Source organism: Bacillus cereus group sp. N21 (assembly GCF_016483395.1).
Taxonomy (GTDB): domain Bacteria; phylum Bacillota; class Bacilli; order Bacillales; family Bacillaceae_G; genus Bacillus_A; species Bacillus_A pseudomycoides.
The window spans coordinates 1-20,784 of record NZ_JAEHBX010000017.1; the positions used below are offsets into that span (position 1 = coordinate 1).

A 20,784-nucleotide genomic window follows, 5' to 3' on the forward strand; every position below is an offset into this window, starting at 1 on the left:
ATACCGGAACCATCTTTTAAGTGCCTAATTTTTAAAGGTCTTTTTATTAAACTGTCCATTTTATAGGGTACAGTTCAGAGAAAGGTGACTTCTTCTTTGTATTATTGTGTTGGATTAACTTCTGGTGTTGGTGGATCTGGCTTTGGATCTGGCTTTGGATCTGGCTTTGGATCTGGCTTTGGATCTGGTTTTGGATCTGGCTTTGGATCTGGCTTTGGTTTGTTAGCATCGTCTTCAGCCTTTTTCTTGGCTGCAGCAGCATCGTCTTCAGCCTTTTTCTTGGCTGCAGCAGCGTCGTCTTCAGCCTTTTTCTTGGCTGCAGCAGCATCGTCTTCAGCCTTTTTCTTAGCCTCATCTTCAGCCTTTTTCTTGTCTGCGGCAGCATCGTCTTCAGCCTTTTTCTTGGCTGCAGCAGCATCGTCTTCAGCCTTTTTCTTAGCCTCATCTTCAGCTTTTTTCTTAGCTTCTGCGTTCTCACCAGGGACAGTGAAAGATACGCCAGCTGCATCGCTTGTACCTGTTCCTTTTTTCGCTACTACTGAGAAGCTGTAAGTTACACCTGGTTTCACCCCGCCAAGTGAAGCACTTGTACCGCTCACGGATAGGCTACCACTAGAACCATCGTTTGCTTTATAGCTTGCAGAGTAAGCTTCAGCGTCTGAAGAACCAGACCAGCTTAATGTAATCGTATTAGATGCTGCATCATAAGATGGCGTTACACCAGTTGGTGGATCTACTTTAATCTGCTTAACAGCATCCTTTTTCGCACCTTTTACATACAGTTCTTCATTTATACGTTCTACAGAAGAAGGTTGTTCAAAACGAGATGTATCTGTAGCAAACTTACTCATCATTTCTTTAAATATTTGCTGTGCTATTCGGACCGAAGGTGATTTATCTGGAATATAGTTTTCTTCAGAATCTTTTTCATACCCTGTCCATACCGACATCGTATATTGCGGTGAATAACCTGCAAACCAACTATCTCTGTTAGCACTTTCTGGAATATTATATTTTTTTAATGTATCTGGATCAAAGTTTTGTGTTCCTGTTTTACCAGCCACATCAATTCCTGATACATAAGCCGTTGGACCTGTACCACCAGAACCTGGTTTTACAACATCACGAAGAACATCCGTAATCATATATGCTGTGTAGTCTTTCATTGCTCGTATTTCTTTTGGTTTAAAGTTTTTCTCTTTTCCATCAGGAAAGACAACTTTTGTTACGAAATGTGGCTTGTTATAATTTCCTTCGTTACCATAGGTGGCATATGCACCAGCTACTTGTAATGGGGAAGCGCTGTTACTACCAATGGCTGTTGATTCGTATACTGTGTTGTCCTTGAAAGTCATTCCAAGTCCTTCAGCAAATGCTTTTGATTTGTCTAATCCAACTGCTTGTGCTGTTTTTAAAGCAGGGATGTTTAATGACTTTTTCAATGCTTCACGTAAAGAGACATCACCTTTATAGCTGTTTGTAGCATTCCGGATTTTTTTACCGTTGGAATACGTATATTCTGAGTCATTTAATTGATGGTATGTAGACCATTGCATATATTCAATAGCAGGACCATAATCAAAAATTGGTTTCATAGTCGAACCTACTTGGCGTTGCATATCAACGACCATATTATGCCCTTTAAATACAGTTTTACTTTCTTTACGGCCAGCACCAATTGCACGAACCTCACCATTTTTTGTATCCATGAATACGAAAGAACCTTGGAAACGATCGTTTGGATAGTTAATAATATCCCCATCCAGTAATTGTTCAGCGTATTCTTGTGCCTTTGTATCAATTGTCGTATAAATCTGTAATCCGTCAGATCCAATATTTACATCGGGCATTTCTTTTTCGATTTCTTTTACGACTGCGTCTAAAAAGGCTTGATAAGGCATTTCGGTTACATCTTTAGATGGAAGAAGTCCTTCTGTTACAGGGATTTTTATCGCTTCATCCATTTCTTGCTTTGAAATAAAGCCATGTCGATTCATTAACGTTAATACAACGTTACGACGTTTTGTTGCTCGATCGATATTTTCTTTCTTTGTTGGATCATAAATGTTTGGACCTTGAGGTAATCCAGCAAGCATCGCTGCTTCGTGTAATTTTAAATCTTTTAAGTCTTTGCCATAATAGGTTTTCGCTGCTGTTGCAACCCCGTAGGAGCGATTACCAAGGTTGATTTTGTTTAAGTACATTTCTAAAATTTCATGTTTGGAATATTGTTGCTCTAATTTATAAGCTAAATACCATTCCTGTACTTTACGTTTTGATGTTTTTTCCATCGTTAGAAAATAGTTTTTAATTACCTGTTGGGTAATTGTACTACCGCCTTGAGAACCAAAACCACCTGTGACATTTTCAAGGATTGCTTTTCCAGTACGCTTAACGTCGATTCCGTTATGTTGATAGAAGCGAGCATCTTCTGTCGCTAGGAATGCGCTTTCTACTACTTTCGGAACTTGATCGTAAGTAATATTCGTTCGCTTTTCGGCACCATATTCATAAAAGAAATTCTTGTCTTTATCATAAAATTTAGTTGATAGCGGATTGACAAGTTTTGCTTTATTTAGCTTTGGAGCATCTTGTACCATTACAAAAAAGGCGGAAACTCCAGCTATAAGACCAACAATGCCAAGAAGTAGGCAACCAATTAAAAATTTCTTGAAAAAGGAACCTTTTTTCTTTGGTTTCTCCGTTTGGTTTGTTTCTTGTTTTTGATGTTGTGCATGTTTTCGTTCTGTACGAGAACGATAATTTTCTGACATTATACTTTCTCCTACCTTTCATTTTTTCCCCAAAAGTCGAAAAAAGAGCCTTATTGTTGACTCTATCACGAAAAATAAGCCATGTCTAGTACACGAATATAATCAATTCGAGGGTGATAACCGCATGATAACAAGTATCCGTGCTCTTCGATTTCCTGTTTCTTAATCGATTTGCGTCCACCAGCATCTTGGCGATTCCAAAATGAAACGACATGTTTTGCATCAAGTAAATAAAACTCGTCATAAAGTGTAAATTTAATAATAACAAATGCAATTCCGTTATGAGCTATTACTTGTTCCATATGCTTAATTTGATGAAGATGGAAATTTTGTAGCGGAAAACTTGTTTTATTTTTTGTTTCTTTCGCTTCGAAGTCAATGTATTTCCCCTTGTATACACCGTTGTAGTCTGTTGTAGAAGGCTGTTTAAAATAAGCTTCTTTCACAACCGCCGCACTTCGAGCGGGGTAATCCACTTTTACAATTTGAAGAGGAGTGGGTTTTTTATGTACGCATGCAATATTATGGGTTAAATAATATTGATTTGTTTCATTTAGTTCCTCTTCCAGAGACATACCTCTATTGCTATAAGTATGTTTTTTAAATTGTGTTTTTTGAGGTTGTAACGCTTGATTATACCTTTTTCCGTTTGGATAACGAATGGTCATAGTTTGTCCACCCCAACTTACCTAGAATTACTTACAAAGGTGATTATATCAAAAAAAACAAAAAAGATGCGATTTTTTTCAAGAGAGATGTGGTGATTCCTGTATGCATATGCAGAATGAGTATGAGAAAATAAATAGAGAGCGCAGTGGACTTTCTTGTACAATAGAAGAGAAACAATTAATAGCATATATAAAACAACAGACGACTCTAGCAAATATAGATAATATTTCACGCACACAGGCTTATCAAGAATATTACTTGAGAAATAAAGAAATCCGATGGTCATTTTTGGCGAGTATGGTTTCGAGAAATTCTGGGTGGAATATGACAGATTTAGCAGGGGAATATTATCCGAATATTTTATCTGAAAGAATGAGGAAGCAACTGTTCCTTACTTATGAAAGTGCAAATTGGCTTATTTTTTCAGATGCATACCCACAATTGTTGTTATACGAGTATAGCAAGAAAATGAATAAACCAATCTTTCACTTATTACAGTTTTTTAACGTATCTATTTTTATGGAGAAGGAATGGAATGATTTTTGGAATAAAAGAGATCTCACACGTCTTATTACAGCACTTATTATTAATGAACAAAATAGGATTCAAAAACCGATTATTGAACACCCATATTTTCAAAAGCACGTATTCCAAACTTTACTGTTTAAATTTCAAGAGCTCTTTCATTTTAGTGCTGTAATTTTTCCGACTACAAAAGGGCAACTATATGGTTTTTCGGTTTATCAATTTGAAGCATTACAAAAACGTATAGAACTCGGAAAGAAATTAGCTTGGCTATTATTTCATCCTAAATATGAAACGTTATTTTACGATTTTTCCTTGCGAACGTTTCCTACAGGATCAAGAATGGATTACGAGCGGTACTTTATAATTCCAAAAGAAAAAGATACACCGCAGTTAAGAGATGCTTTCTCAATTGTTTTACATCACCATAACGTAACGAAAGATTGGTTCCATAAAAAAATGGATATTGAGGCATTGTTTTTCTTTCAGGAACTGAAAGAAGAAGTTAATATTACAGAATGGTTTTTACAAAAACAACAACAAATACATCTTTTTTCTTCATTGAATAGCTTTTTTAAAAGGAGCAATGACTTCATGATATAATAAGAAAAGTCCCGCTCTCTGACAGGGAGTCGGGACGAATGGATTACATAAATCGATTCATGTTTTTATACAGTTTCAATAGGACAGTATGATTCCAATTGAAATGTAGGGAAAATTGAGGAAGCTAGGTAAGAGAAATAGACCCGCCGATTAAAGTTTTACTTTATGTAGCAGGAAAGTTCGGACCATCTAGCTTCGGATTTCCAGTTTCAGGTTTATTTTGCTGTGTGTTTTGTTTTTTCTTCTTCTCATTTTTATTTTTATTTTTAGCCATGGTAAACACCTCCCTTTTGTATTGTTACCACTTCTATAAAACTCATACAAACCGATTTCTTTGCCGAATATCAACTAGTTTTGTCAGTCGTGCAGGAGTGGTAAGTGACCCGTCGAAATAACATGACAAAGGAAAAGCAAAGAAGGAGGCGTTTTATAAATGGCGATGGTTCAGAAGGAAAATGTAATGAAAAAAATGGATCAAATGTTAAGTGCTCTTGATTTGCTGGAAATGAATGTTTCACTTAGAGTTAATCATTCTTTAAAAGATAAACGTGAAGATATATGTAATCGAGGAGAAATAACAGAAATGCACATTCAACATATGGAGGATAAATTATTACATCACGAAGAAAAAGGAAGTTGGCTTCAAACGTTTCAAAACGTCATAGTAAGTGCATAAGAGGGTGGAAATAAATTGGATTATGGAAAATTAATGCAGTCTTCAATAAAATTAATACAGTACAATGATGAAACGATTATAAAAAAAAGAGAAGAGAAAGAGTTTGATTTTTATCAAGATATGAAGCCTTTTGTGGATATGGTTGATCAAGAGTTAGAAGTGTGGAAAGAATTAGCTTATCAATGGATAAAACATGAAAAGCCTAAGTATATACATGTGCAACAAATTGACCAAGTGTATGAGAATTTACAAAATAATGCACTGCAATGTTTTGTAAATAAGGGAAAAGGTAAGCGGTTTTATGAAACACATCAGGCGATTTTATATACGTTGCAGAATATAATAGAACAATGTAAGTGACAAGAGGGAAAACCCTCTTGTTTTTATGATTCTACAGTTGTATGTGTCGGTTCCGCCCCATTTATTTCTAATTCACGTATTAATACTCGGTATTCTGAGATACAGATTTTTCCTTCTAAATAGTGATGTCTAGCAAAATCAAGCAACTCATTCATATCCTCTGTAGAGTACCCCTTTTTTTGAGCGAAAGCTTGTTTTAAATCCCCTAATATCATGTTGATTCCTCCCCAATGAGAATCTTCTTCTTCATTATCATAACATGAAAAGGCTTACTTTCTTATTTTTTTAAAAATTTAAACTTCCGACAAAAATAGACATTTATAAGGTTACACATTTTATTTTATAGGTACATATTCTGTATGTAGAAACTTAGTTAGAGGGGGAGAATGCATGTTTCAGCAATCTAATGTATACCAACACATCAATTCGTATACACAACCGGATTTTTATCAATATAATGAAGATCCATATTTACGCTATAATATGCACCCATTTGCACCTTATTATGGAAATCAAGCGAATTATTATCAGCCATTTGAAGTATCCTTTATGAATCAGCAACCACAGTCCTATATGAATCAACAACCTTATGTACCACAGCAACCACAATCTTATGTACCACAGCAACCACAATCTTATGTACCACAGCAACCACAATCCTTTATGAATCAGCCATCAATGTTTTACCCACCGAAACAGCCTTTTCAACCATATCCAACGATGAATAAACAAAAGCAACAACAGCAGCCAAGTCAATTTTCTAGTTTCGTATCTCAATTTAAGACGTCAGATGGTAACTATGATGTGAATAAAATGATGAATACAGCAGGCCAAATGATGAATGCTATGAATCAAGTCACTGGGATTGTAAAACAAGTTGGCGGCTTTTTTGCTAAAGGATGATAGTTGCGTGTCCAAGTTATCATATTTAAATGGCTATTATATAGACAAATTTCCATTAAATAAATGGGTATATATAACAAGCGGCTTTTACCCCTTTCTCATATTGTAAAGTGTAGTCAGATTTTTTAATGAGAGAGGAGAGAAAAAAACTATGTATCATTGTCATCCTTGTTTTGGAGGGCATAAACCTGTAGGACCTATTTGCACAACACCTCCTGTCGTTCATCCAACAAAGCAATGTGTAACGAACACTTTTTCCACAACGGTGGTACCACATATTCACCCAACTCATACAACACATGTTCATCATCAACAAGTTAAAAGTCAACATTTCTTCCCGCAAACAGTTTCAAATGTGAATGTTGTAGAACCTGTTGCTCCAGGATTCGGTGGACCTGGAGTTGGAGGATTCGGCGGACCTGGAGTTGGAGGATTCGGCGGACCTGGAGTTGGAGGATTCGGTGGACCGTGTGGCCATGGGCATCATGTATCTCCATACGGACCAGGACCAAATGTAGGACCACAAGTATCTCCATACGGACCAGGACCAAATGTAGGTGGAATGTTTAAAAAGTAAATGTTATGTTAGAACTAGCAAAATGCTAGTTCTTTTCTTTTTATTGGAGTGTTGATATGAAAGTTGTTGCGGTAACAGGATATAAACCATTTGAACTTGGGATATTTAAGGATGATCATCCAGGCGTTATTTGTATAAAAAAAGCATTGCATCGTAAGTTACTTGCTTTTATAGAAGAAGGGTTGGAATGGATTATTATTAGTGGGCAGTTAGGAGTAGAGTTATGGGCTGCTGAAGTTGTTTTTGACTTGCAGCTAGAATATCCTAATTTAAAGCTTGCTGTGTTTACTCCTTTTTTAGAACAAGAGGAAAATTGGAAAGAGGGAAATCGAGAACTATATGAGTTTATTCTAGGGCAAGCAGATCATGTTGATAGTATTACGAAAAGAAAATATGAAAGTCCTGAGCAATTTCGATTAAAAAATCAATTTTTTATTGAAAAAAGTAATGCACTTTTGGCAGTGTATGATGAAGAAAAACCAGGAAGTCCTAAATACATAGTAGAAGCAGCAAAGAAAAAAGGCGAAATAGAAAATTATCACAGTTATTTCATTCTTTTTTCTGATTTACAAGATATAATAGAAGAGGAACAGTGGGATAATGCCGAGTAATATGTAATATAGCTCATGTATATAGGATTGACAAAAGACATTGTTTCTGAAAAAATTTAGTTAATGAAAGTTTTGGTAAAAATTTGAGGTGAAGAAAATGATTTCGGATAAAATTAAATTAACAGCGAAAGATATTTTGGAAAAAGAATTTAAAACAGGTATGAGAGGTTACCAGCAAGAAGAAGTAGATAAGTTTCTTGATATGATTATTAAGGATTATGAGGCATTTCATAAGGAACTTGAGCAATTACAGCAACAAAATGTTCGTTTAAAACGTGAATTAGAAGAGCAAAAAGTAGCGGCAGTGCAAGTACCGCAACAACCAGCTCCAACACCGGTTGCACAACCTGTATACAACAATACGAACACGGATATTTTAAAGCGTTTATCTAATCTGGAAAAAGCTGTATTTGGAAGTAAGTTATACGAGTAATCTAGGGATAGAAAAAGATTAAAGCATTTTACATATAAAAAAGCATTGCAAAATCTTTTTGTTTCCACTATACTAATGTTTGTCATAACGTTTGGGTAATCGCTGCAACGCCAACGTTGTAGAGGAAAGTCCATGCTCGCACGACCTGAGATGGTTGTAGTGTTCGTGCCTAGCCAATTCATAAGCTAGGGTATTCTGGCTGTAAGGCTGGATTAACGGCAGGGAAAAAACCTAAGTCCTTTTGGATATGGTTTGACTACCTTTAAAGTGCCACAGTGACGAAGTCCTTGAAGAAATGATAGGAGTGGAACGAGGTAAACCCCACGAGCGAGAAACCCAAATAATGGTAGGGGAATCTTTTCCAAGGAAATGAACGATGGAAAAGGACAGGTTCGAGTAACCTGTAGATAGATGATTGCCACCGGAGTACGAGGCGTGGGCCGTTTGCAGTACAAAGGAACAGAACATGGCTTACAGAACGTTATGAACCAATTATGGAATGACTCAGCTCTCCTTTGTAAGAGGAGGGCTTTTTATTTGTATGAAGTTATAACTTGTGAGTTAAAATGGTAAATAAGAAAATACTTCGTAATATTTAATAATTAATAGAAGGAAAAGCTATTAATTATTGTTTGATTATACATAAGAGGTGAATGCAAATGGGAAAAGTTACTTTAATTGCAACAGCAGCAATGGGAATTGAAGCTTTAGTTGCAAGAGAAGTTCGCGATCTTGGTTATGAATGCCAAGTAGAAAACGGAAAAGTAACGTTTGAAGCGGATGCAAAAGCGATTTGTCGCACTAATTTATGGTTACGCACTGCAGATCGTGTGAAAATTAAAGTTGGTGAATTTAAAGCAACAACATTCGATGAATTGTTTGAAAAAACAAAAGCATTGAACTGGGGAGATTACATTCCAGAAAACGGAGAGTTTCCTGTAATTGGGAAGTCTTTAAAATCAACATTATTTAGTGTTTCAGATTGTCAACGTATTGTGAAAAAGGCTGTTGTTGAGAAACTAAAGACAACATATAGACGTACAACTTGGTTTGAAGAAGATGGTCCTTTATTCCGTATTGAGATTGCGATGCTAAAAGATATTGCAACATTGACAATTGACGCGAGTGGCGTTGGTCTTCATAAACGTGGATACCGCCTTGACCAAGGGGAAGCGCCTTTGAAAGAAACATTAGCGGCATCTTTAATTAAACTTACAAATTGGAAGCCAGATCGTCCGTTTGTTGATCCGTTTTGTGGATCTGGAACAATTCCGATTGAGGCAGCTTTAATTGGTCAAAATATTGCTCCTGGTTTTAACCGTGAGTTTGCATCAGATGCATGGGGTTGGATTGGTAAAGAAAATTGGCGTGAGGCTCGTCAAGAAGTAGAAGATTTAGCGAATTATGATCAACCATTGCAAATTATTGGATCAGATATCGACCATCGTATGATAAGAGTTGCACAGGACAATGCTGATGAAGTTGGACTGGGTGACTTAATTTCATTTAAACAAATGCAAGTAAAAGATTTTACAACAAAAGAGGAATATGGCTATGTTGTAACGAATCCTCCATACGGAGAACGTTTAAGTGAAAAAGCGCTTGTTGAAAAATTATATAAAGAAATGGGAGAAGTATTCCGCCCATTAGATACGTGGTCACTGTATTTATTAACGAGCTATGAAGCGTTTGAAAAATGTTATGGAAAAGATGCATCGAAAAAGCGTAAACTATTTAACGGTTTTATTCGTACAGACTATTACCAGTACTTTGGTAAACGCCCACCTCGTAATTCATAGTATAAAACCTCTTTGACGCGCATATACTGGCTATTATGTAATGTGCAAAAGGAGGAATAAATATGGATGGTTTCCAATTGTCGATGATTCAAAAGGCCATTCATCGTACGTATGATGAGCTTGGAAAAGAAATTAATCTTCAGGGTGTAGTTGCAGATGAAATACAGAAAGTACAGGAAGAATATTTATCTGCATTATCATATGAGACATTGATTGATAAGCGTTACTTAAAGTCATTAATAGAGTGAAAAATTTTCCTTTATATAAAGGAAAATTTTTTTCGCTCATTTCTATGTATTGCAACAGGGGAAAGCAACTGCTATTTAGATATAGCAGTTGCTATATCTTTTTATAGAAAAACTTTTTGGTTGGAGGCTAAGGATGTTTACTGAGAAGAGATTACCATTTGAAGTAGGGAAACAAGATAATTTTTATGATAAGTTGAATGAGTGGATTGGAGATGTGTTTTACGATATCCTCCCAGAAAAAGGTTTTGAAGAACGCGATGAACAAATTTTTATGGCATTCCAATTAGAACGAGCGTTTCAAGAGAAGAAAGTTATGTTCGCAGAGGCGGGTGTAGGAACGGGAAAAACGATTGTGTATCTTTTATATGCAATTTGTTATGCGCGTTATACAGGAAAGCCAGCTATTATTGCTTGTGCAGACGAAACGCTAATCGAGCAGCTTGTGAAAGAAGAAGGGGACATTGCGAAATTATCAGAAGCATTAGGGTTATCTGTTGATGTACGTCTAGCGAAATCAATGGATAATTATTTATGTTTACGTAAACTTGAAGATGTAATGAGTGGACGAGCTCCAGAAGTAATTGAAGATCTATATTATGAATTACCTCAGTTTGTATTTGATCATGGAACAATGCAAAACTTTACGCATTACGGTGATCGAAAAGAGTTTCCATTATTAAATGACGAAGAATGGTCAAAGGTATCTTGGGATTATTTCCAAGACTGCTTCACATGTGATTCTCGTCATCGTTGTGGTCAAACGCTCTCTCGTGAACATTACCGTAAAGCAGCAGATTTAATTATTTGCTCTCAAGATTTCTATATGGATCATATTTGGACATATGATGCTCGTAAACGCGAAGGGCAAATGCCGCTTTTACCAGAAAGCAGTTGCGTTGTTTTTGATGAAGGACACCTTGTGGAATACGCAGCGCAAAAAGCACTGACGTATCGATTAAAGCAAACGATGATGGAGCAACTCTTAACAAGATTATTACAAAATGATATTCGAGAAGAGTTTGCTCATTTAGTAGAAGAGACAATTTGGCAAACAGAGCGTTTCTTTGATGTATTAAGAGAAAGTAAAAAAGAAATTGCTGGATCAGATCGTTTAGAAATTACAGTAACAGAAAAAGTGATTACAGAAGCGAAACGACTTTATGCAAAAATTGCTGAAGTTGGTGATGCTCTTGTATTTGAAAGTGAAATGTATACAGTAAACACTTATGATTTAAATATCGTTGATGAGCATTTAGATGTACTGGAACATTCACTTCGTCTCTTTATGCATGAGAAAAATGTAATTACATGGGGAGAAGAAGGTGATGGTGCCTTTACGTTAGTTATTATGCCACGTGCGGTAGAAGAAGTGCTACAGGAGAAAGTATTCTCGAAAAAGATTCCGTATATCTTCTCTTCTGCTACATTATCTGAAAATGATTCATTCGCATTTACAGCAAATAGTTTAGGGGTAAAAGATTATTTATCATTCTCAGTAGCTTCTCCATTTGATTATGAAGAGCAAATGAAAGTATACTTACCATCGTATAACCAGGAAAATGAATGGGAACGAAAATGTCAGTATACGCTTGAGAACATTCAAAAAACAAATGGGCGTACGCTTGTATTATTCCGCACAACACAAGAACTTGCGGCGTTCAAAGAATATGTGAATAAAGAACAAATGTCTGTTCCGTTCTTATATGAAGGAGATCAAGAGATTAGTCAGCTTGTTTCCCGCTTCCAAAATGAACAAGAGACTGTGCTTTGCGCTGTTCATTTATGGGAAGGTTTAGATATTCCGGGTTCTTCACTATCACATGTCATTATTTGGTCGCTACCATTCCCTCCAAACGATCCTGTGTTTGAAGCGAAACGTAAGCATGTTAATGATCCGTTTTGGGATGTAGATGTACCATATATGATTTTACGTCTTCGTCAAGGAATTGGACGTTTAATTCGTACGAGCGAAGATAAAGGTGCTATTTCGTTATTCTTATCAGAGAATGAAAATGAAAAGGTTATTGAGGCTGTAAAGAAAGTACTTCCAGTAGAAGGTACGGTACTATAAAGTGAAACTGTAATCAGTAGCGGTTTTCTGCACCCCTCACCAATGGAAAAAGCTTAGCGTTTGCTAAGCTTTTTCTTTCTATATGGAAAAGGACTTTATATCTTTATGTCGAAATATAGGTGAGGTAGAAAAAGGAGGCAATAAAATATGACAATCGCTACATATGAAGTAGAAAAAGAGTTTTTAGCACACGTGAAAAAGATAAATAATTATGGGGAAGCATTAAGCCTAATATTTTGGGATTTACGTACAGGAGCACCGAAACAAGGTGTGGATCAACGCTCTGAGGTAATAGGAATGCTTTCATCAGAGGTATTTTCATTATCAACTTCTGATGAGATGGAAAGATATTTAAAAGAATTAGAACAGCTAATAGTAGATAATAAAATTTCCGAAACAACAAAGAAAATTGTAGAAGAGTGCCGCAAAGCGTATGATCGAAATAAAAAAATTCCACAGGCCGAGTATGAAGAGTTTGTTAAATTGCAAGCAAAATCGGAAAGTGTTTGGGGAGAAGCACGTGAAAAATCTGATTTTGAAATGTTCCGACCATACTTAGAAAAAATTGTTGAATATAAGAAAAAATTTATTACATATTGGGGTTATGAAACTTATAAGTATAATACGCTTTTAGATATGTATGAGCCAGGTATGACAGTAGAAGTGTTAGATCATGTATTTGGACAACTACGTGAGCGTATTGTTCCACTTGTAAAAGATATTGGTGAATCAAATAAAGAATTAAAAACAAATGTCTTATTTGAACATTTTTCAAAAGAACAACAAAAGAATTTTACTTTAGAGTTACTAACGCAATTAAATTATAATTTCGAGGCTGGCCGTCTTGATGAAACGATACATCCTTTTGAAATTACATTAAATAGAGGGGATGTTCGCATTACAACTCGTTATGATGAGAATGACTTCCGCATGGCAGTTTTCGGAACAATTCATGAATGTGGACATGCTGTATATGAACAAAATATTTCAGAAGAATTAGAAGGAACACCGCTTTGCAGTGGTACATCGATGGGAATCCATGAATCGCAATCGCTATTCTTTGAAAACTTTATTGGACGTAATAAATCGTTCTGGAAGAAAAATTATGATATATTGAAACAATTTAGTGATGGGCAATTTGAAAACGTATCTGTAAATGAATTCTATGATGCGATTAATGAATCAAAGCCTTCCTTTATACGTATTGAGGCAGATGAACTTACATATCCGCTTCACGTTATGGTTCGTTATGAACTGGAGAAAGAATTATTTGATGGAACATTAGAAGTAAAAGACTTGCCGGCAGCATGGAATGACAAGATGGAGAGTTATTTAGGTATCCGTCCAGAAACGGATGCACAGGGTGTGCTACAAGATGTACATTGGTCAGATGGATCTTTTGGATATTTTCCATCTTATGCACTTGGTTATATGTATGCAGCGCAATTTAAACATAAGATGTTAGAGGAAATTCCAAACTTCGATGCATTGCTAGAAGAAGGAAATGTGACACCAATTCGTGAATGGTTAACAAGAAATATTCACCAATATGGTAAAACGAAAAAACCATTACAAATATTAGAGGATATAACAGGTGAAGGGTTAAATGCAAATTATTTAGCGGATTATTTAGAAACGAAATATAAAGAGATTTATGAGTTATAAAAAGAAAAGGAGCTGCTTTAATGCAGCTCCTTTTTATGAATTAACATTTTACTGTATATGTGCGTTGCTTAAGGAGGAAGAGAAGTGAATTATACTTTTGAAGTGATGACACAAGAGCAAGCAGAAGAAATTGCGCTTAAATGGCACTATGAGGATAAGTATTCTTTTTATGATATGGAAGCCGATCAAGAAGATTTAGTGGAGTTTTTAGATCCTAAAATACGCGGAGAAACGACTTTTGCTGTTAGTGAGAATAATAGGCTTGTTGGATTTTTTAGTTTTAATAAAGTAGATATACATACAGTGGATATTGGACTTGGAATGAAACCAAACCTGACTGGAAATGGATTAGGTTTGGTATTTATAAAGGCAGGTCTGGTTTTTTGTGAAAAAAATATCAACCTAAGTATATAACGTTATCAGTGGCAACATTTAATCAAAGGGCAATTAATATTTATAAGAAAGCAGGTTTTGAAGCAGTTGGAGCTTTTATTCAAGAGACAAATGGAAGTCGCTTTGAATTTTTAAAAATGATGTATGTGACTTTATGTTCATCAAGATAAAATAGTTTTGAAACGATTTGCTTAGTAGTGATTTATGTTTTTTATGGATTCTATCGTATATAAAAATACATTTTTTCGAAATTTAGGGAGGGATATGAAAGTGTGTTGTTTTGATGATTTTGATTTTAATAACTTTTGGGATGACAGCGAATATGCAAGAGATGAATATATTTCTGAATATCCTACAGATGAAATGATTTCTAAACTAGAAAATGAATTAGGGTATAAGCTACCTGAATCTTATATTTGGTTAATGAAGAAGCATAATGGGGGAATTCCAATAAACGATTGTTTTCCTACAGATGTTCCTACAAGTTGGGCAGAGGATCATGTTGCTATAACTGGTATTTATGGTATTGGATATAAAAAAAGTTCTTCATTAGGTGGAGGATTTGGTAGTGAATTTTGGATTGAAGAATGGGGATATCCTGAAATAGGAGTAGCTATTTGTGATTGTCCCTCGGCTGGACACGATATGATATTTCTTGATTATAGGGAGTGCGCCCCGAAAGGAGAGCCTTGTGTTGTACATATCGATCAAGAATATGATTATAAAATTACATGGTTAGCAAAAGACTTTGAGAGTTTTATTAGAGGGCTTGTAAATGGGGAAGTCTATGATGATAGCGAACAAATCAAGGAAGAATATTAAGAAAAGGAATATACTTATTAAGCCTGCAGGTACATGATTAAATAGCTATTCTCGAAATAAAGCAGAGGGGATATCCCCTCTGCTTTTCACTTACCATAATTTAAACCCTTTTGAACCGGGCGGAGCATTTTGAATCATATCGATAAACGGAATGGTATAAGCGAATAAAATGAGTAGAGCTGTAATGCCAATCCAAAGCTTCCAATTATCGAAAACCATCGGTGTCCGTTCAGATGCATCAGCTACTTCACCAATTGGGAATTCCGTTTGTCCTTTTGGAGCGAAGAAGACAAGATCCACATAAATAATAATTGCGATAACAATGCCAGCGAATAAAATGGCGCCTCCGACTGCTTGCGCAATTTGATATGGAATCCATTCAAGTGCTTGCTGCGAATTTCCATATGTAGAAAAAGCAGAACGCCGAGGTGCTCCGAGTAACCCGGCAAAGTGCATACCAGCAGACATGAAGAACATACCGATAGCCCACACGCAAGTTTGAATCATGGCAAGCCGGTTCATTTCCTTTGTCATGACGCGTCCTGTTAGATGTGGAATTAACCAATAGGCGATTCCGAAAAATGTTAATACAACAGATGTTGCTAATGTTAAGTGGAAATGCCCAGTTATCCATACAGTATTATGAACGACCTGGTTTAGTTGGTTACTTGCATTGACAAGTCCACCAGCACCAGCTGGAATAAACATTAACATACCGACGAATGGAGCGAAAAATCTAGCATCTCCCCATGGGAGCATTCGAAGCCATCCGAATAGTCCAGTAGCTCCTTTTGAACGCCCAAACTGTTCAAAGGTTGCAAATAAAGAGAAGGCGGTCATTAAAGATGGAATGACAACCATAAATGTTAATACAACTTGTAAGTATTTCCACCCAGGGTCAATACCTGGTTCTGTTAATTGGTGGTGGAATCCTACAGGCATAGAAAATAGTAAAAATAAGATGAATGACAAACGAGCTAGTGAGTCACTGAAAATTTTACCGCCAATAATTTTCGGTATAATGACATACCAAGCCATATAGGCAGGAAGAAGCCAAAAATAAACGAGCGGATGACCGAAGTACCAAAATAGTGTTCGGCTGACCAGGACGTCAATTTTATCAATAAAGCCTAGGCTCCATGGAATAAATTGAATAAGTGCTGCTGCCGCTACACCAAGTGTTGCAACAAGCCATAGTGCCATTGTCACAACAGCCATAAAGCTTAACAGAGGACCTATTTTTCCTTTGTTATGTTTTTTCCATGTACGATACTGAGCAAACATTGCAAATCCGCTGAACCAACTTCCAACAATAACAAGGGTAAGGCCAATGTAAAATCCAGGATGTGCTTTTAATGGAGCATAGAACGTATAGAGTACAGTAGCTTTATTGAGTAGGATAAAAATTGCAGTAATTGTTGTTCCAATTGTCATAAGCCAAAAACCGATCCAGCCTGTTTGTCGGGCACCTTTTGAGAGGACACCAGTTGTTTTACTCATACAAGCAAATAAGAAACCGATAATAAAGAACGTTGTTAAGACGAGCCCGAGTAAAACACCGTGTGTTGTTAACACTTGATAATAACCAATACCAGCAGGTAAATTGAATTTTCCTGAACGGACAAGAACTTGTAGTAATCCGCATAACCCACCTAAAAACAGGGCGATAAATGCGATGTGACTATGAGCCATTGCTAATTTTGCATCTCGTTTGCTTATTTTATCCTGCAGTGCAATCATTTGTCGGTCACCTCTACTTTCGCGCTCATCATATGATGGCCAGTACCACAATATTCATTACAGACAATTAAATACTCTCCAGATTTTTGGAAAACTTGTGAAGCGGTACTTACATATCCAGGTTCAATCATCATGTTGACATTTGTCCCTGCGATTTCAAAACCATGTACAACATCTTTTGTTGCAACGACAAAATCTACTTTTGCACCTTTTGGTACTTTAATTGTATTTGGTGTAAAAGAAAAAGCTTGTGAGACAATCGTCACTTGATAATGATTTTTTCCAACTTGTTTAACGCCGGGTTGATCAAATGGTGCGGTCGCTTGAACCTTTTCTGGGTCAATTGTAGTTAAACAACTCGGTGGTTTGTTACCCATATAAAAAGCACTAATCCCTAAAACAGCCAAAAATACGAACAGTGAGCCGACACCGAAAATGAGCCAAATTTTTTCGTATTTATGTAAGTGCATATCTCCATCTCCCTTTTCAGAACTATATCTTATAGCCGATTAACAAAAATTTGATAGACGCTAAACCACGTGAAAATAATGAAAAAACCAATAAAAAAAACAGAGATTAAAGTTCCTTTTAACGAACTTTTTTGAGTGTTTTCAGTTTCTGTCTGATGTAAATTATGTTCCCCCATGATACCCCTCCTTGGATAAATGAAATCTTACATTTTTATAATACAAAAAATTTAGATAATTTCATCACGTCCGAATGTGCTTTCAAAAAGTGTTCATTGATACAATAAAAACTATGTCTATGATGAGAACTTATAAAGTCGCGGATTCTTACAAGTTTTGGAATGTTAATTTGTGAAAAAAATGTGAAATGAATGCTCTTTTGAAATTGTTGAGGAGGATGTGTATGATTGAATTTGGAAAGCTTTTATCGAGGGGAGATTTCATGAGTACAATAAAAACGAAAAAAGAAATAAATTTGATGCGCGAATCGGGAAATTTACTAGCTTCGTGTCATCAAGAAATTGCGAAAATAATAAAACCAGGTATCACGACATTGGAAATTAATACATTTGTTGAAACGTATTTAGAAAAGAATGGTGCGACACCTGAACAAAAAGGATATAACAATTATCCATATGCAATATGTGCATCTGTGAATGATGAAATGTGTCATGGTTTTCCGACTACTCACCCATTAAAGGGAGGTGATATTGTTACGATTGACATGGTAGTGAACTTAAATGGTGCTCTTGCTGATTCTGCATGGACTCATAAAATAGGGGATATTTCTAATGAAGCAGAAAAGTTATTACTAGTAACGGAAAATGCTTTATATAAAGGAATTGAGCAAGCGATAATCGGAAATCGTGTAGGTGATATTGGATATGCGATTGAAAGTTATGTAGCTTCGGAAGGGTTTTCTGTCGCAAGGGATTTTACAGGGCATGGAATTGGTAAAGAAATCCATGAAGAACCAGCAATTTTTCATTTTGGAAAGTCAGGTCAAGGATCAGAATTACAAGAAGGAATGGTAATAACGATCGAACCGATTGTAAATGTAGGTATGCGATATTCAAAAGTAGATTTAAATGGATGGACTGCCCGGACGATGGATGGAAAATTGGCAGCGCAATACGAGCACACGATAGCAATTACAAAGGATGGACCAGTTATTTTAACGAGTCTCTAGTAGAAGAATACAAAATGTAAGAGGTTTCAAAACTCGAACGAAAAAGATGTTTTTGTAAAATTTGTACGTGTTTTTTCTAGAAACGCTTTTCAAAGTAAAAAAAGTGCGTTATAATCCTTCTATAAAATAAATAGGTTAGCTACACTCATATAATCGCGGGGATATGGCCTGCAAGTTTCTACCGAAGTACCGTAAATACTTTGACTATGGGTGAGGACGAATATATTGCTGGTTTAGCATTCTTTTTTGCGAAGCTCCAAAAGCACGTCTCTCACTTGTAACGAGTGGTGGCTGCTTTTGGAGTTTTTTATTTGCATAAGAGGGGGAGCAAGCATGAAAGTATTACAAGAAAAGATTTTAAACGAAGGAAAGGTTTTATCTGGTGATGTGTTGAAGGTAGATGCCTTTTTAAATCATCAAATTGATCCAGTACTTATGCAAAAAATAGGAAAAGAGTTTGCACAGCGTTTTAAGGAAGATAATATTACAAAAATCGTGACGATTGAATCTTCGGGTATTGCACCAGCGGTTATGGCAGGTTTAGAGCTTGGTGTAAAAGTGGTTTTTGCAAGAAAGCGGAAATCGTTAACGTTACAAGATAATATGTATGTTGCAAAAGTATACTCATTTACAAAACAAGAAACGAATGAGATTTCATTATCTAGAAATCATATCCATGAAAATGATCGTGTATTAATCATTGATGACTTTTTAGCAAACGGTCAGGCTGCTTTAGGCTTAATGAGTTTAGTAGAGCAAGCCGGTGCAAGTATTGCTGGGATTGGAATTGTTATTGAAAAAGCATTTCAAGACGGAGGAAAGAAACTACGTGAGAACGGTGTTCGTGTAGAATCACTTGCAGAAATTGCATCACTTGATAACGGTACTGTTACATTTGTTCAGCATGAGACTGCGGAGGTGAAATAGTCATGAAGCAACACCCATTTAAAATCGCATCCCTTGGCGTGCAACATATGCTTGCGATGTATGCAGGAGCAATAATTGTTCCACTTATTGTTGGCGGAGGACTTGGCTTAAATCAACGAGAATTAACATACTTAGTATCCATCGATTTATTAATGTGTGGTGTCGCAACAATTTTACAAGCTTTATCGAATCGATTTTTTGGAATTGGCCTTCCTGTTGTACTTGGTTGTACGTTTACAGCAGTTGGACCGATGATCGCCATCGGTAAACAGTACGGTGTTTCTTCCATATATGGAGCAATTATTGCAGCAGGATTGTTCGTTGTTATTTTTGCAAAATTATTTGGAAAGCTTGTGAAACTGTTCCCGCCTGTAGTAACGGGTTCTGTTGTTACAGTTATTGGAGTTACATTAGTTCCAGCGGCTATTAATGACATGGCTGGAGGAGTTGGAAGTAAGGATTTTGGAAGTCTAGAAAACTTAGCGTTAGCATTTGGTGTTTTACTATTTATTATAATTATGTACCGCTTCTTTGATGGTTTTATCCGTTCTATTTCTATATTACTTGGCCTTTTATTTGGTACGATTATTGCAGCATTTATGGGAAAGGTGAGCTTGCAGGCTGTTGGAGAAGCTGAGTGGTTTCACGGTATTCAACCGTTTTACTTTGGCACACCAACATTTGAGTTAACGCCGGTTATTACGATGATTCTCGTTGCTTGTGTTGGGATTGTGGAAGCAACTGGCGTGTATTTCGCTTTATCCGATATATGTAACAAAAAGATTGGTGAAAAAGAGCTAACAAAGGGTTATCGTGCCGAAGGATTAGCGATGATCTTAGGTGGTATTTTTAATGCATTTCCATATACGACTTATTCGCAAAACATAGGTCTTGTTCAATTAACAGGTGTACGAAATCGCGTCATTATTTATACGTGCGGTGGTATGTTAATCGTTCTTGGTTTTATTCCAAAAATTGCAGCTATCACAACGATTATTCCAAAGCCAGTACTTGGTGGTGCCATGCTAGCAATGTTTGGGATGGTTATGGCATACGGTATTAAAATGTTAAGTAGTGTAGACTTTGCAAAACAAGAAAATTTATTAATCGTAGCATGCTCTGTTGGAATTGGCCTTGGTGTAACAGTCGTTCCAACGTTATTCTCTCAGCTTCCAGAAAGTATTCGTATTTTAACAGATAACGGAATTGTACTTGGAAGTGCGTCAGCTGTACTCTTAAATATTGTGTTTAATATGATTCCGCAGCGCAAAGCGAAAACAAAAGAAGAGCAAATTCCAATGCAAAGTGCTGTAACAGAAGCATAAACAAAAA

General features: G+C 36.2%; 20 protein-coding genes, 1 other RNA gene, 1 pseudogene and 1 riboswitch. Of the genes and pseudogenes, 17 read left to right on the plus strand and 5 right to left on the minus strand.

What is annotated here, in order from left to right:
- Window positions 1-101: 101 nt before the first annotated feature.
- Window positions 102-2,774 (minus strand): PBP1A family penicillin-binding protein, encoded by a 2,673-nt coding sequence (locus JDS96_RS11920; RefSeq protein WP_199666946.1) that lies wholly within the window; start codon window positions 2,772-2,774, stop codon window positions 102-104.
- Between the two features lie 65 nt (window positions 2,775-2,839).
- Window positions 2,840-3,442: a Holliday junction resolvase RecU gene (recU, locus tag JDS96_RS11925; protein ID WP_003196400.1), complete on the minus strand. Its 603-nt coding sequence runs from the start codon at window positions 3,440-3,442 to the stop codon at window positions 2,840-2,842.
- Window positions 3,443-3,545: 103 nt separating this feature from the next.
- Here recU and JDS96_RS11930 point away from each other — a divergent pair, with 103 nt between their 5' ends.
- The 3 genes from JDS96_RS11930 to JDS96_RS11940 all read left to right on the plus strand — a co-directional run bounded on the left by JDS96_RS11930 (window position 3,546) and on the right by JDS96_RS11940 (window position 5,607).
- Window positions 3,546-4,571 carry a DUF2515 domain-containing protein gene (locus JDS96_RS11930; RefSeq protein WP_199666948.1) on the plus strand — a complete coding sequence of 342 codons (1,026 nt, stop codon included), beginning with the start codon at window positions 3,546-3,548 and terminating at the stop codon, window positions 4,569-4,571.
- Between the two features lie 433 nt (window positions 4,572-5,004).
- Window positions 5,005-5,247 (plus strand): hypothetical protein, encoded by a 243-nt coding sequence (locus JDS96_RS11935; RefSeq protein ID WP_003206610.1) that lies wholly within the window; start codon window positions 5,005-5,007, stop codon window positions 5,245-5,247.
- A gap of 33 nt (window positions 5,248-5,280) precedes the next feature.
- Complete coding sequence (locus tag JDS96_RS11940) at window positions 5,281-5,607, plus strand: YppE family protein (RefSeq protein ID WP_006094321.1); 327 nt, start codon at window positions 5,281-5,283, stop codon at window positions 5,605-5,607.
- A gap of 23 nt (window positions 5,608-5,630) precedes the next feature.
- Here the strand turns inward: JDS96_RS11940 and JDS96_RS11945 are convergent, their stop codons facing one another.
- Window positions 5,631-5,822, minus strand: a complete 192-nt coding sequence (locus JDS96_RS11945; RefSeq protein ID WP_199666950.1) for a YppF family protein — start codon at window positions 5,820-5,822, stop codon at window positions 5,631-5,633.
- A 175-nt stretch (window positions 5,823-5,997) separates the two neighbouring features.
- On the opposite strand from JDS96_RS11945, the gene JDS96_RS11950 reads away from it, so the two are divergent.
- The 11 genes and pseudogenes from JDS96_RS11950 (at window position 5,998) to JDS96_RS12000 (ending at window position 15,129) form a co-directional block, all read left to right on the plus strand.
- Window positions 5,998-6,510, plus strand: a complete 513-nt coding sequence (locus JDS96_RS11950; protein WP_199666952.1) for a YppG family protein — start codon at window positions 5,998-6,000, stop codon at window positions 6,508-6,510.
- A 151-nt stretch (window positions 6,511-6,661) separates the two neighbouring features.
- On the plus strand, window positions 6,662-7,087 hold the full coding sequence (locus tag JDS96_RS11955; RefSeq protein ID WP_098123073.1) for a CotD family spore coat protein: 426 nt from the start codon (window positions 6,662-6,664) through the stop codon (window positions 7,085-7,087).
- 56 nt (window positions 7,088-7,143) lie between these two features.
- Complete coding sequence (locus JDS96_RS11960) at window positions 7,144-7,698, plus strand: SLOG family protein (protein WP_199666954.1); 555 nt, start codon at window positions 7,144-7,146, stop codon at window positions 7,696-7,698.
- 97 nt (window positions 7,699-7,795) lie between these two features.
- On the plus strand, window positions 7,796-8,131 hold the full coding sequence (gene gpsB, locus JDS96_RS11965; protein WP_016114126.1) for a cell division regulator GpsB: 336 nt from the start codon (window positions 7,796-7,798) through the stop codon (window positions 8,129-8,131).
- 87 nt (window positions 8,132-8,218) lie between these two features.
- An RNA gene (gene rnpB, locus JDS96_RS11970) (RNase P RNA component class B) lies at window positions 8,219-8,610 on the plus strand.
- A gap of 180 nt (window positions 8,611-8,790) precedes the next feature.
- On the plus strand, window positions 8,791-9,930 hold the full coding sequence (locus JDS96_RS11975) for a THUMP domain-containing class I SAM-dependent RNA methyltransferase (protein ID WP_018764299.1): 1,140 nt from the start codon (window positions 8,791-8,793) through the stop codon (window positions 9,928-9,930).
- 62 nt (window positions 9,931-9,992) lie between these two features.
- Window positions 9,993-10,178, plus strand: coding sequence for a DUF3921 domain-containing protein (locus tag JDS96_RS11980; RefSeq protein WP_199666956.1), 186 nt, complete (start codon window positions 9,993-9,995; stop codon window positions 10,176-10,178).
- Between the two features lie 133 nt (window positions 10,179-10,311).
- Complete coding sequence (locus JDS96_RS11985; RefSeq protein ID WP_003196413.1) at window positions 10,312-12,249, plus strand: ATP-dependent DNA helicase; 1,938 nt, start codon at window positions 10,312-10,314, stop codon at window positions 12,247-12,249.
- A 147-nt stretch (window positions 12,250-12,396) separates the two neighbouring features.
- Window positions 12,397-13,914 (plus strand): carboxypeptidase M32, encoded by a 1,518-nt coding sequence (locus JDS96_RS11990; RefSeq protein ID WP_199666958.1) that lies wholly within the window; start codon window positions 12,397-12,399, stop codon window positions 13,912-13,914.
- Between the two features lie 84 nt (window positions 13,915-13,998).
- Window positions 13,999-14,477: pseudogene (locus JDS96_RS11995) on the plus strand (GNAT family N-acetyltransferase).
- 94 nt (window positions 14,478-14,571) lie between these two features.
- The gene (locus JDS96_RS12000) at window positions 14,572-15,129 is read left to right on the plus strand and encodes an SMI1/KNR4 family protein (RefSeq protein WP_199666960.1); all 558 of its coding nucleotides are present in this window, start codon (window positions 14,572-14,574) and stop codon (window positions 15,127-15,129) included.
- A gap of 90 nt (window positions 15,130-15,219) precedes the next feature.
- Here JDS96_RS12000 and JDS96_RS12005 read toward each other — a convergent pair whose 3' ends face one another.
- Together JDS96_RS12005 and JDS96_RS12010 are read right to left on the minus strand one after the other, a co-directional pair.
- Complete coding sequence (locus JDS96_RS12005; protein WP_199666962.1) at window positions 15,220-16,869, minus strand: b(o/a)3-type cytochrome-c oxidase subunit 1; 1,650 nt, start codon at window positions 16,867-16,869, stop codon at window positions 15,220-15,222.
- Window positions 16,866-17,339, minus strand: a complete 474-nt coding sequence (locus JDS96_RS12010; protein WP_040119355.1) for a cytochrome c oxidase subunit II — start codon at window positions 17,337-17,339, stop codon at window positions 16,866-16,868. Before JDS96_RS12010 ends, JDS96_RS12005 begins: the two co-directional genes overlap by 4 nt.
- Window positions 17,340-17,778: 439 nt before the next feature.
- On the opposite strand from JDS96_RS12010, the gene JDS96_RS12015 reads away from it, so the two are divergent.
- The 3 genes from JDS96_RS12015 (at window position 17,779) to pbuX (ending at window position 20,777) form a co-directional block, all read left to right on the plus strand.
- Complete coding sequence (locus tag JDS96_RS12015; RefSeq protein WP_029427542.1) at window positions 17,779-18,525, plus strand: type I methionyl aminopeptidase; 747 nt, start codon at window positions 17,779-17,781, stop codon at window positions 18,523-18,525.
- Between the two features lie 125 nt (window positions 18,526-18,650).
- A riboswitch (purine riboswitch) is annotated at window positions 18,651-18,752 on the plus strand.
- A 106-nt stretch (window positions 18,753-18,858) separates the two neighbouring features.
- Window positions 18,859-19,452, plus strand: coding sequence for a xanthine phosphoribosyltransferase (locus JDS96_RS12020; RefSeq protein ID WP_016114144.1), 594 nt, complete (start codon window positions 18,859-18,861; stop codon window positions 19,450-19,452).
- Between the two features lie 2 nt (window positions 19,453-19,454).
- A complete protein-coding gene (pbuX, locus tag JDS96_RS12025) occupies window positions 19,455-20,777 on the plus strand; it encodes a xanthine permease PbuX (RefSeq protein WP_199666963.1) in 1,323 nt (440 codons plus the stop codon).
- Window positions 20,778-20,784 lie beyond the last annotated feature (7 nt).